The sequence below is a fragment of the Clostridium sp. AM34-11AC genome (assembly GCF_003435375.1).
GTDB classification, from domain to species: domain Bacteria; phylum Bacillota; class Clostridia; order Lachnospirales; family Lachnospiraceae; genus Pilosibacter; species Pilosibacter fragilis.
Genome location: NZ_QWGL01000010.1, coordinates 61,641 through 74,101 on the forward strand (window position 1 = coordinate 61,641; position 12,461 = coordinate 74,101).

Here is a 12,461-nt window from a genome sequence, read left to right on the forward strand (position 1 = left end):
ACAGAATTGAGGAGGAAAACTATGAGCGAAACTATCAATGTGGAGGCAATCTTCGGAGAGAATGTCTTTAATGACTCCGTGATGAAGGAACGCCTTCCGAAAAGCGTCTACAAGAAATTAAAGCAGACCATCGAGGATGGCAGCGAGCTGGATCCGACGATCGCGGACGTGGTTGCCCATGCGATGAAAGACTGGGCAGTCGACAACGGCGCGACCCACTATACCCACTGGTTCCAGCCCCTTACCGGTGTGACCGCTGAGAAACATGATTCCTTTATCGGAAATTTTGATTCTCAGGGAAAAGTTTTAATGGATCTCTCCGGAAAAGAGCTGATCAAGGGTGAGACCGACGGTTCTTCTTTCCCGTCCGGCGGCCTGCGCGCGACCTTCGAGGCCCGCGGATATACCGCTTGGGACTGCACTTCCGCGGCATTCTTAAAGAAAGATGCAACCGGCGTAACACTCTGTATCCCAACCGCCTTCTGTTCCTACAGAGGCGAAGCCCTCGATAAAAAGACCCCGCTTCTCCGCTCCATGCAGGCCATCGACAAAGAGGCGACAAGAATCTTCCACCTTTTCGGACACACAGAAGTAAAGCGTGTTACCCCGTCCGTAGGACCGGAGCAGGAGTACTTCCTGATCGATCGCGACAAATATTTAAAGAGAAAAGACCTGATCTACACCGGACGTACCTTATTCGGCGCGATGCCGCCGAAGGGACAGGAGATGGATGACCACTATTACGGTGTTATCCGCGAGCGGATCGGTTCCTATATGAAAGAATTAAATGAAGAACTCTGGAAGCTGGGCGTTACCGCAAAGACCCAGCACAACGAGGTCGCTCCGGCACAGCACGAGCTGGCAACGATCTACACAAAGGCAAACCTTGCCGTTGACCACAACCAGATCGTTATGGAGACAATGAAAAAGGTTGCAAGCCGTCACGGAATGGCGTGCCTGCTCCATGAAAAACCGTTCCAGGGCGTCAATGGTTCCGGTAAACATAACAACTGGTCCCTGGCTTCCGACACCGGTATCAATATGCTTGATCCGGGTGTTACACCGCATGAGAATATCCAGTTCCTTCTGGTCCTTGCCTGCATTATGAAAGCGGTTGACCGCCATGCGGATCTGCTCCGCCAGTCCGCGGCTGTTCCGGGAAATGACTTCCGCCTTGGCGCTCAGGAGGCACCGCCTGCGATCATCTCCATCTTCGTAGGTGAGCAGCTTGAGGATGTGATCGACCAGCTGATCTCTACAGGCTCCGCGACCCACTCCAAGACCGGTGGTACATTAAAGACAGGTGTTACCACACTTCCGGACTTCGATAAGGACGCAACCGACAGAAACCGTACCTCACCGTTCGCGTTCACCGGAAATAAGTTCGAGTTCCGTATGGTCGGTTCCTCCGATTCTGTTTCATCTGCAAACGTTGTATTAAATACCATCGTTGCTGAGGCGTTCAAAGAGGCGGCTGATGAGCTTGAAAAGGCAGACGATTTTGATCTCGCTGTCCATGATATGATCAAGAAACTTCTTGCTGATCACCGCCGTATCATCTTCAACGGCAACGGCTACAGCGAGGCGTGGGTAGAAGAGGCAGAGCGCCGTGGACTTCCGAACTTAAAGTGCATGGTAGACGCGATCCCGTCCCTCGTTACCGAGAAAGCGTTCAAGCTGTTCGGTGACTTTGGTGTATACACGAAGGAAGAGCTGGTGGCAAGAGCGGAGATCGAGTATGAGTCCTACGCGAAATCCGTAAATATCGAGGCGAAGGCGATGATCAATATCGCAGGAAAGCAGCTGATCCCGGCTGTTGTCCGCTACACAACCGTTCTCGCTCAGTCCTTAAGCGCTGTGAAGGCTGCATGCCCGGAAGCTGACAACAGTGTCCAGACAGAGCTTCTCATCGAAGTTTCAGATCTTCTCTCCGACATGAAGGTTGCCCGCGCGAAGCTCGAAGACCTGGTAGAAGAGTATCAGCACATCGACAGCATGGAAAGGCGCGCCCACTTCTGCTACGACGAGATCATCCCGGCGATGCAGGCTCTGCGTGACCCGGCAGACCAGCTTGAAATGATCGTAGACAAGGAATACTGGCCGATTCCGAGCTATGGGGATATGATCTTTGAGGTGTAAGAGACCTCTAAATAAGAATACATAGTATGACAATAAAAGCGCCGCCCTGCGGGAGAAGATCCTGCGGGGCGGCGTGTTTTAAATCTGTAAACTTTGGGCATATTTGAAGGAAATTACGTCCCGTGGTGCAGTTTGGGTATAGGACTGCTCTTTGTGCATAAAGTCAATAATTTCATTTTTACTCATATACCCAAGCTTTTGGATTACCATATCCAGAATTTGTTTATCTTCATTTGTAAGCGAGGGAAAAGTGTGATTTCCATCTAAAGAAAAGTGATATGCAGTGGTTTCTCCCATATCAACTTCCTCGCAAGGAACATCTTTTAAATCTATAATAGAATTATGAGCTACAGGGACAGCACCCATGGGCAACGCCCGATAGACTAGTCCGGTGATTGCGGTATTCCGAAGCTTATATGACAATGCGTCGGCATACCACATCAATTTCATGAGTTTTACCTTATAAAGATTTGTGATTTTATCAGAAGCAGCAAAATAGCGAATAACATCTACAACTTTATCTAAAGAAAGCACGGTATTTCCCTGCAAAAGCTGGTTCTTCTGGAACATAGCGTAGTTTGCCTCAATTGCCTTTCGTAAATAGAGATCCTGATCTTTTTCATATAAAGCGGTTGCGGCTGAAAAATATCTTTGATATGCATCTGCCGCTAAATGTTGTTTTGCATTTGCTAAAAGGGATAAAAACCATTCGGGGTCTTGATCCAGTTTTTTTAAAATTGTATCATGCGCCCGATCCTGTACCTGGTGGCTTTCATAACGGGTAATTGTCTTAGCACCCCATCCAAGAAGCGTGCATAAATCAATCTGGCTGATCCCATATTTTGACCGAATAGCGATGATTTCAGAAGAGGTTAAAAGGTTTTCTGCTTCGCGATATGCATCTTTCAGGCGGATATCATTCTCCTGAAGCAGCTTTTCATCCATATAGAATTCTTCGGCCGTATCACAATAAAAATAAACAGCATCATAAGTGATTTTTATATTTTTGAAAGTTGCCTGTTCACGAACAAGAACGGTTTTCACTTCATGCTTTTCCATACAGCATGTACATAAATGTTCTTCGGAATTAATGATCTTCATGATCATGAAAACACCTCCTGTTTTTTATTGTAGGGGAACATATCAGGTGTAAATGCCCGTTCGGCAAAATGGAATGACATTATAAAGGTTGTGGTTTCACCGTATATTCCCAGAAGTTCAACTCGTATTTTAATATATACATCATCATGGCTATTATATACTTTGCCAAATTCACGCATTTCACTTCTTTTTGGAAAACGCAGATCTTTTACTGTCCGCATATAATTCTCGGAAGATAGTGATAAAAGTTCTCTTTTTAATGCGTCAACAGGATTCTCATCCGGAAATAGGGTACGGACCGTATATTGGTTGGTATATTTTTCAGGACGATTCTCATCTACAAGACATTTTTCCTGAAAATTGATTTTTGCCCCATGGGTGAGGGCAAATCTTAAGTTCTGAATGTAAGATTTTACGTAACTATTCAGTACCTTCATAGTTACACGCAAAAATCCATTCCAGATCAGCTTCGCTGATGGGATTTTTGCCCTCCAGCCTATGTTTTCTTACGGTCAGCGCAGCAAGTGCGCAGACCTACTGAACAGTTACGATTTTACATCTAATTCACTTTCTATTCTTGCTGCAGTAGTTTCAGCCAAGTCAGTTGTCCTCCAATCCACACAGGTATCAATTGATACCTACATTATAATGTTCATAATTTTAAAAGTCAATGAAAGATTAACTGGAAATTTGATAGTACCATATATGCAATAAATCGGAGATGGGAAAAGATATCTATGGAACCTGCCCAAAGCAGCTGCCGGGTACATAGAAACAAAAAGGATCATATATTGACTCGAATGCCAGTATATGATCCTTTAAGTCCTAAACTAATAAGCTGTGATTTGAATTACTTCGGTCCACCCGTCTGATATTCAGTCAGATTCGACGATGAGAAAGAAGAACCTGGACTTCCAGGCGCAGCCGTACCGGAAGAACCGGAACTATAGTTATAGTTTGTATTGGAGCTTCCCGGCCCGGTCATGCTGCCGGTGTTTGTATAATAAGGGTTATTGCTGCCTGCTGCATTGCCTCCCGGCACTGTAGTTGATGCAGAGCCAGAACTGGAGCTTCCGGAACCTGAGCTGCTGTTGGAGTATCCAGGTCCGCTGGTCTGATAACTGCCGGAGGTGCTTGTTCCACTGTTGGAAGTGGAAGTAGATGTACTGTTTGAAGTTCCCGGACCGCCTGTCTGGTAATTACCAGCCGACATACCCGTATTCGTCTGGGAAGATCCGGCAGTCGTGGCTCCGGTCGCAGTGGTCGTCGAACCACCCGGCGCGGATCCAGCCGCAGCATTTCCGCTTCCGCTATTACCCGTAGTAATCCCATTCTGCGCATTCCTCGCCGCCGGAGTACCTATATAATTTCCGTTCGCCACAGTCCCGGCCGTTCCCGGCGTATAAACACTTCCCGCCGAGCCGCCGTCGATCGCGGACGTCTCACTCAGACACACACCGTTCTGGTTAAATGTATAATTCACATTATTCACAACAAATGACCCGTTCGCGATCATCTTGCCATCCGCCGGATTCAGATAATAATACCTTCCGCCGTCATTCAGCCATCCCGTGATCATATGTCCGGCCTGATTGAAATAATACCAGCTCTTATCGATATGCTTCCAGCCCACCGCCATCACACCGGACACGGTGTCCATATAATACTTGTTCGTTCCGTCACTCTGCCATCCGATGACCATCCGCCCGTCGGTGTGGAGATAGTAGAACTTTCCGTCAAGCTGCATCCATCCGGTCATCAGCTTTCCTTCATTATTGAAGTAATACCAGTAACCGTCAAGCTTCGTCCAGCCAGCCGCCATCGCGCCGCTTGCGTCAAAGTAGTACAGCAGGCCGTCGATCGTCTGCCAACCCGTCAGCATCGTTCCATCCTGCTGGAGGAAATACCGCTTTCCATCAATATCCGCCCATCCGCGGACAAGCTTACCGTCGCTGTTAAAGTAGTAATACTTCCCGTCCATCTTCCGCCATCCGGTCACCATAGAGCCGTTGCCGCGCATATAGTAATAATCGTTTCCGATCCGCAGCCATCCGGTCACCATCGCACCGTTTAACAGGTAATAATACGTTCCATCAACCTGAATCCAGTCCTTCGCCATCGTACCGTCGGAGTTTAAGTAATACCACGCGTCCTCCGCCTTCAGCCATCCGGTCTTCATCTGTCCGGTAGTAGGGAGAAGGTAGTAATACTGGTTGTCGAGAAGCAGCCAGCCCTTAAACTGGGTTCCGTCCGCGTTCAGATAATACCAGCTCTGCCCGTCATTGATCCAGCCCGTCTGCTTTACATAATTCTTATAATAATACCATTTATCCCCGATCAGCCGCCACCGGTTCGCCGGAAGCTTGCTGCTCAGATCCTTAAAGGTAAAGTTGATATCCACATTTCCGTTGATACCATTTACCGTTCCCTGGTTCGACGCCTGCCACATTGCCGCACCCTGGTAAGTCGGCTTCGAGTCATAACGGGCAACCCACACGTCATAGTGGACCTTCGTCATGTCGATCTTATTGCTGATCCAGTAATCATTCGTGTAGACCATCGGATAATATCCAGCCGTCTCCACCTTCTTACAGAATGCGTTGATAATATCAGAGACCTGTGCAGGAGTCAGGCTGTTCATTTCCTGCGCCTCCACATCGAGAACTACCGGGTAGGAGATTGGATAGTCCTTGATAAGGTTTAGGACAAAATCAGCGTCGGATTCCGCCATCGCTGTAGTCGTCGCGTAGGAATAAAGGTAAACACCGACGCGGAGTCCCGCCGCCGCTGCCCCACGCACATTCGTATCAAAATACGGATCCACCGCATTGTTGTACCGCGTTCCGATCATCGCGAACTGGATATCATCATCGGCGACCGCGGACCAGTTGATATTCTGCTGCCACTGGGAAACATCGATGCCCCGGGACAGGATACCGGTAAGCACGGAACCATCACTTCCAATATAGGAGCCGGACGCGTTCTTCTGCCAGGAAGCCGCCCATACCGGAACCGCCGGACTCACCGCGGAAAAAGCCATGACGGCACTTAAAAGAAGCGCCGCCGCCCGTTTCTTTTGTCTCATGGAAATCCCCCTTTAAATGTTGTACATAAAAATTCTTATCTTGCAGGCTGACAGACCTGATGCCGGATGTAGCTGCCGGTACCAGGCAGCGCTGTACTTCCGAAACCGTCGACCAGCTATAAAAAAGATCCCGGGATAACTGTATTTCTGTCACAGCTTCATCCCGGGACTCTATGGACGTTATCTGCGTATTTTCAGTATAGCATAAAAATACACATACGTCTTGCAAAAATTCAATTGAAAATGTGGCGATTATTCGGCTTTTCCGGACCAGTTCCCTGACCTGCGTTCTTCCGAATGCCGCACCAGGAAAGCCGCAGACCGCCAGTACGGTTATCTCAGTGTCCCGCCGTCTCCGATTCCAAGAAATTCCGGCGAGGTAATAATCTTCTTATAAAACCGCTTCGCATACCGGTACATCACGATCGTATAATCGCCAAACTCCTCGCCGACACTGCTCTTATACACCGCCCACAAACACCACAAGAATCCGCCGAGGGCAATATAAGCGTAGTAAACGAACCGCTCCTCGGAGGTCGGCTCCCGGTGCAGGTAGAGCTTGATCAGTTTCTCGACCTCAAAATCATTATAATAGGAATAGATCGCGCACATGCTCACATCGATCAGCGGATCACACATGCCGGAGTACTCCCAGTCGATCAGGCGGAGATCCCCGTCCGGCAGGAACAGGAAGTTGTCGCACACGCTGTCGATATGGGACAGGACCTTCGGCCGGTTCAGGTGGTCGAGGCGGTCAAGCAGTGTCATCATATGGGACTTTACTTCCGGATAATCCTCAAAAAGCTTCTTCTCGTATCCACGGCACAGTGCCTCATAGAAGGTGATCCGCTCCCGGATATCAAAAGAATAGTCCACATGGAGCTTCGAATCATGGAGCTTCTCCACAAGTGCCATGCACCGTGCCACATCATCCCAGTCGCGCGGATCGCTGTTGCGCGCCCCCTCATAATACTCGGAAATCTTGTAGCCGGTCTCCCCGTTCATGTATACAACATGTTCGGTGATGCCGTAATCCTTTACTGCGTCATAGACCGCCTTTTCCTGCTTCCGGTTGATCAGAAGCTCGGTTCCCGGACCAGGAATCCGGCAGATATAGGACTTGCCGTGAACCTTAAACAGGAAAGACTTGTTCGTCATGCCGGTCTTCAGGCATTTAATGCCCGTGATCTCAGACTCCGGAACCTGCAGCACCTCGGAGATCAGCTCCATGGCGATATTGTCGGAATGGTTCTGGTAGCGCTCATCGAAGAGGCGGAGCTCCTCAAGATTCTCGAACTCGTATACCTGGTTGTCCGGCTGCCTGTTGATATACATCTCCGGAACCGGGAAATGGTGCTTTCCGGGAAGATGACTGTCGACCTCGCCGTTTAAGAGGTCCGCCAGAACCTGCTCCCAGTACATCTGCTCCGTTCCGGGAGTATGATAATACTCCTCGAGGACCGGGAAGAACTTTTCCGAAAACTCCTTCGAGAAGAATACCGGTCCGTACATGACCCAGGAGTCCTCGCCGCCGACCTTTACGCCGGTGAGCAGCCCCTTTTTGCTTGTCTCAAGACACCACTCGGAAGTCTCTCCCTTCATATATACAGAAGAGTACCATGCGCCGCACTCGTAGGTGTGGTACATATTGTTGCGCATCCAGTTGTCGGAAGAGAGAAGATAAGTGTTCCTTCCGATAAAACACTCCCGGGCATGGTAGAGCGTTGTCAGCGTATTCTTATTGTGATATTCCGGGTTGTAGAGAAGCTTCACACCGAACTTGTCGATCAGATACTCGAACTTCTCCTTCAGATATCCCACAACGATGGTGATATCCGTGACGCCCGCTTCATGCAGCTGCTTGATCTGCCGCTCGATCATACGCTCGCCGTAGACCTCAAGAAGTCCCTTCGGCGTCTCGAAGGTCAGCGGTACAAATCTGGACCCGAATCCCGCCGCGAGGATCACGGCGCTGTCCATCCGGTAATTTCTTAAAAGATCCACACCGCCTTTTAATAAGGAATAAGATCCGTCCACCGGATCAAAAGAAAAAAGCTCCTGGTCCAGACCTTCCTTCACGAGATGGTTGCAGGTCCCAAGAGAAATATCCATCGCCGCCGCCAGCTCCCGCTGTGTCATCTTGTTGTTCTCATAAATATTCCTGCAGAGTAATCCCAAACGATCCATAGTCGTCCTCCGAATCAAAGCTGTTTGCATCGCTTATTATTACTGTTTAATAATAAGGAAGAAACTAATAAAAATGAACGTGTTCAAAACGAAAAAATAAATAGATATATATGAACATTATAACACGTACTTCTGATAATACAAGATGATATTTTGAACATGGAATTATCACGTTCAAAATATCTTGAAAATAACATAAAAATGAACGTTCTGTAATGACACATCCTTGCCACAAAGCTGCCACAAAGTGTAAAAATGGGCATATTGTACTTATATATATACAATATCAACCCAAAATAGCATTCGCGTAAGGATTTCGTAAGAAAATAAAAACAAAAAAGATATGGAAATTCTTAAGAAAATATACTATAATACCAGTGTATTCGAGGTACAGAGTATTTCTGGAAGCGAAGTAAGATAGTTCCCTTTATTAAAAAATCTTCATTTTTTGTAAAAAACTATTGATAATTTTACTTATCGGAAGTATAATGGCTTCGTAATGCAATTAGGAATTTCAAAAAGCGTTTCAAAAAAACAAAAGGAGAGTGCATTAATTATGAGAAAGCAGACTAAAATTGCTGCAGTAGTATCCGCAGCAGCTCTGTTAGCATTAGGCGCTTCCATGACATCTTTCGCAGCTTCCAAGGGAACCTGGATGATGGTTGATGGCGAGTGGTATTGCTACGACAAGAACGGTGACGCATACGAGAACACATTCTGCTCCAGCAATGGTAAAGAATACTACGTTGGTGAGGATGGACAGCTTGTTCGTTCTGCATGGGTTGAGTACGATGGAAACTACTACTTCGTAAACAGCAGCGGTGCTAAGATCACAAACGATTGGAGATTAACAGCTCCGTACGATGATGATTCCGCCGATGAGGAGTGGTACTACTTCAAATCCAACGGTAAGAGAGCAGAGAACGAGAAGATCACATATAAGAGCAAATCTTACTACTTCGACAGCGACGGAAAGATGCTCACAGGTTGGGTAACTTACGACAGCAACGCTGTTGATGAGGCTAATGATTTCGTTGATGGCAAGACTTTCTACTGTGACGAGACTGGTGCTCGTTTAGAGAAAAACTGGGTTTACTCCGTAGAGCCGGGCGTAGAAGATGATGATGCAGACGCAGACGAGTACTGGTACTACTTCAAGTCTTCTGGTAAAGCTCAGATCGGCAAGGGAACAAACATCAAAGGTCAGACATACCTCTTCGATAACGAAGGTCGTATGCAGACTGGTTGGGTTGCTTTAACAGCAAGCACATCTAGCAATGCTAAGGAATATCTTGAGATCGGTGGAGAAGATTCCACAGCTAAATTAAGTGACTACACAGATGTTTACTTCTGCGGCGACGAAGATGACGGACACGCTAAGAAGAACAAATGGTATAAGACTTGGAGACCGGAAGATTTCGATGACGAGGACGAGGACAATGATGAGTTCTGGTACTGGATCGATAAGAACGGTAAAGTATATATCCCGACCGAGGCAGCTTCTGGTTCTAACGCAACAGGTTATAAGTACAAATTAGAGGATGCAGCTCTTGCTCAGAAGAAAGTTAGCGGAAGCTACGAATCCTTCGAGATTACAAAGAAGAAAGTAAACTCCAAAGACTACTTCTTCAACAACGATGGTGAGATGCTTTCTCAGTTCATCGAGGTTGTTACTCCGAACACAGCTGATGGTCTTGTAACTGGTATGTACTACTTCGGTGGTGACGATGACGGCTCCATGAAGACTGGTTCCCAGTCCGTAAGAGACGACAATGGCGACACATACAAGTTCTACTTTGGAACAAAGAACAGCACATCTGAGAATAAGGGTGTTGGTATCACAGGTAACAAGAGCAACAAGCTTTACTACAAGGGTCTCTTACTTACAGCTGATGACTACAAGTATCAGATCGCTACTGTAGACGATGTTCACTACTTCATCGTTAACAAGAACGGTTCTATCCAGCACAGCTGCGTAGAGTACAAAGAAGACAGCGATGTTCTGATCGATGCTAGGGATCTTGCTAAGACAGCATTCAGCACGACTGAAGGCCTTTACAAGTACAGCATTGATGCAGCAACAGCATCCGCAATCAACAAAGTTGATATGATCGATGAGACTGAGGTTATGCACTAATTTATCTCAGTAAAAAAGAAATTCTAATTGCAAAACGCGGGCGAGGATTTAATCCTCGCCCGTTTGCGTTATACAGTAAATGGGCGGGAATCACTTCCCGCCCATTCTGTCTGCAATTAGAATTTCTAATTTTTACAAGAAACGTTAATATTAGTCTGTAACGTTAACGAACTCGTTGATATTAATTCCTGTAAGGTTCGGATTAACTGTGTAGGTACCGCCGATCTCATACTTAAACTGACCATCCGGAGCAAATGTTGTATCATTTGTAGTTGTGATCAGAGCATCTCCATCCTCTTTGTACTGAGTGTTCTTGGAGTGCTGAATAGAACCGTTTGTATTAACGATAAATGTATGGTTGTCGATAGTTGCAAGCTGATATTTGTAATCGTCAGCCTGGATTAACATACCATAGTAGTAAAGTTTGGTATTCTGGTTACCTGTAATACCTGCACCTTTGTTTGTTCCCTTTGTCGCAAAGTAGAACTTGTAAGTATCACCAGCATCGTCCTTGATAGCCTGAGAACCAGTCTTCATGGAACCGTCATAGAACCACCGAAATAGTACATCTCGTCATCTACAAGGTAGAAATTGGAAAGCATACGTCCTTCCTGATCAAACCAGTAATCTTTGGAGTTTACTTTCTTCTTAGTAACATTTACAAGACCTTTGTTCTTGGACTGAACTACGCCATCTTTGAACTCATACTCGTAAGCGTTAGAAGCAGTAGCTAAAACGTCCATGTTTGTTCTGTAAAGCTTACCGTTTTTATCGAACCAGAACCACTTCTGATCGCCTTCTTCCTCGTCCTCATCCTTCGGAATCCATGTCTTAGCCCATTTGTTCTTCTTAGCGTGTCCGTCATCCTCATCGCCGCAGTAGTAAGCATCGCCAGCGAACTCAGATACAGCCTGTTTAGTATGATTATCATCATCTAAGTTAATCTGCTTGTAAGCATTGTTTCCGCTTGCATCTGTTGTCTGCACAACCCAACCATAAAGCATACGACCCTGATTATCAAACAGATAAATCTGACCATTTAAGTTAGCCTGCTTACCAGTAGCCGGTTTACCTGTAGATTTCTTTAAGTAATACCAGTACTCATCTGCATCAGCCTCATCATCAGATGTACCCGGCTCAGTATCTTTAACCCATGCACCTTCTACACGAGCGCCAGTCTCGTCGCAGTAGAATGTGTTGTCTTTCTTGTAAGTATCAGCTTCGTCAACGTTGTCTGTGCCGTCAGTTGTTACCCAACCTGTGAGCATCTTACCTTCGCTGTCGAAGTAATATGTTTTTCCTTTGTAAGTGATCTTCTTGCTTGTAGCCATCTTACCGTTGGACTGGAAGTAGTACCACTCTTCATCAGCTGTCTCATCATCGATCGGAGTTGTTAATCTCCAGTCGTTTGTGATCTTAGCACCGCTGCTGTTTACGAAGTACTTATCGGAGCCGTCCTCAACCCATGCGGAACGAACGAGTTCTCCGTCGTCGCCAACATAATATTCCTTACCATTGCTGGAGCAGAATGTGTTTGTGTATGCGTCACCGTTCTTGTCGTAGCAATACCACTCGCCATCAACCATCATCCAGGTGCCTTTAGCAGCTGCGAAAGATGTCATGGAAGCGCCTAATGCTAACAGAGCTGCTGCGGATACTACTGCAGCAATTTTAGTCTGCTTTCTCATAATTAATGCACTCTCCTTTTGTTTTTTTGAAACGCTTTTTGAAATTCCTAATTGCATTACGAAGCCATTATACTTCCGATAAGTAAAATTATCGCAAGTTGGGAAACGGGGTGGGAGAGGGGCT

8 protein-coding genes are annotated in these 12,461 nt (G+C 46.6%); 2 read left to right on the forward strand and 6 right to left on the reverse strand.

The features are described 5' to 3' along the window. Nucleotides 1–21: 21 nt before the first annotated feature. Entirely contained in the window at nucleotides 22–2,139 is a 2,118-nt protein-coding gene (locus tag DW826_RS08235) for a glutamine synthetase III (RefSeq protein ID WP_117470544.1), read from the forward strand. A 78-nt stretch (nucleotides 2,140–2,217) separates the two neighbouring features. On the opposite strand, the gene DW826_RS08240 is transcribed toward DW826_RS08235, so the two are convergent. The 4 genes from DW826_RS08240 to DW826_RS08255 form a co-directional block, all read right to left on the reverse strand. Then, nucleotides 2,218–3,246 carry a type II TA system antitoxin MqsA family protein gene (locus DW826_RS08240; RefSeq protein WP_117470545.1) on the reverse strand — a complete coding sequence of 343 codons (1,029 nt, stop codon included), beginning with the start codon at nucleotides 3,244–3,246 and terminating at the stop codon, nucleotides 2,218–2,220. After that, nucleotides 3,243–3,677 carry a hypothetical protein gene (locus DW826_RS08245; RefSeq protein WP_117470546.1) on the reverse strand — a complete coding sequence of 145 codons (435 nt, stop codon included), beginning with the start codon at nucleotides 3,675–3,677 and terminating at the stop codon, nucleotides 3,243–3,245. Before DW826_RS08245 ends, DW826_RS08240 begins: the two co-directional genes overlap by 4 nt. Before the next feature lie 413 nt (nucleotides 3,678–4,090). Beyond that, nucleotides 4,091–6,325, reverse strand: a complete 2,235-nt coding sequence (locus DW826_RS08250; protein WP_117470547.1) for a GH25 family lysozyme — start codon at nucleotides 6,323–6,325, stop codon at nucleotides 4,091–4,093. Nucleotides 6,326–6,658: 333 nt separating this feature from the next. Continuing rightward, the gene (locus DW826_RS08255) at nucleotides 6,659–8,512 is read right to left on the reverse strand and encodes a sugar phosphate nucleotidyltransferase (protein ID WP_117472260.1); all 1,854 of its coding nucleotides are present in this window, start codon (nucleotides 8,510–8,512) and stop codon (nucleotides 6,659–6,661) included. Nucleotides 8,513–9,068: 556 nt separating this feature from the next. Here DW826_RS08255 and DW826_RS08260 point away from each other — a divergent pair. Further along, nucleotides 9,069–10,649, forward strand: a complete 1,581-nt coding sequence (locus DW826_RS08260; protein ID WP_181968023.1) for a hypothetical protein — start codon at nucleotides 9,069–9,071, stop codon at nucleotides 10,647–10,649. Nucleotides 10,650–10,799: 150 nt separating this feature from the next. On the opposite strand, the gene DW826_RS08265 is transcribed toward DW826_RS08260, so the two are convergent. Then, a complete protein-coding gene (locus DW826_RS08265) occupies nucleotides 10,800–11,186 on the reverse strand; it encodes a hypothetical protein (RefSeq protein ID WP_117470550.1) in 387 nt (128 codons plus the stop codon). Further along, nucleotides 11,183–12,337, reverse strand: a complete 1,155-nt coding sequence (locus DW826_RS08270) for a hypothetical protein (RefSeq protein ID WP_181968024.1) — start codon at nucleotides 12,335–12,337, stop codon at nucleotides 11,183–11,185. The genes DW826_RS08265 and DW826_RS08270 overlap by 4 nt, the downstream gene beginning before the upstream one ends. Nucleotides 12,338–12,461: the final 124 nt, after the last annotated feature.

Coding starts and splice junctions, on each gene's coding strand:
- DW826_RS08260 (WP_181968023.1), top strand. CDS start 9,069: ATGAGAAAGCAGACTAAAATTGCTGCAGTAGTATCCGCAGCAGCTCTG.
- DW826_RS08240 (WP_117470545.1), bottom strand. CDS start 3,246: ATGATCATGAAGATCATTAATTCCGAAGAACATTTATGTACATGCTGT.
- DW826_RS08255 (WP_117472260.1), bottom strand. CDS start 8,512: ATGGATCGTTTGGGATTACTCTGCAGGAATATTTATGAGAACAACAAG.
- DW826_RS08270 (WP_181968024.1), bottom strand. CDS start 12,337: ATGAGAAAGCAGACTAAAATTGCTGCAGTAGTATCCGCAGCAGCTCTG.
- DW826_RS08250 (WP_117470547.1), bottom strand. CDS start 6,325: ATGAGACAAAAGAAACGGGCGGCGGCGCTTCTTTTAAGTGCCGTCATG.
- DW826_RS08235 (WP_117470544.1), top strand. CDS start 22: ATGAGCGAAACTATCAATGTGGAGGCAATCTTCGGAGAGAATGTCTTT.
- DW826_RS08245 (WP_117470546.1), bottom strand. CDS start 3,677: ATGAAGGTACTGAATAGTTACGTAAAATCTTACATTCAGAACTTAAGA.
- DW826_RS08265 (WP_117470550.1), bottom strand. CDS start 11,186: ATGAAGACTGGTTCTCAGGCTATCAAGGACGATGCTGGTGATACTTAC.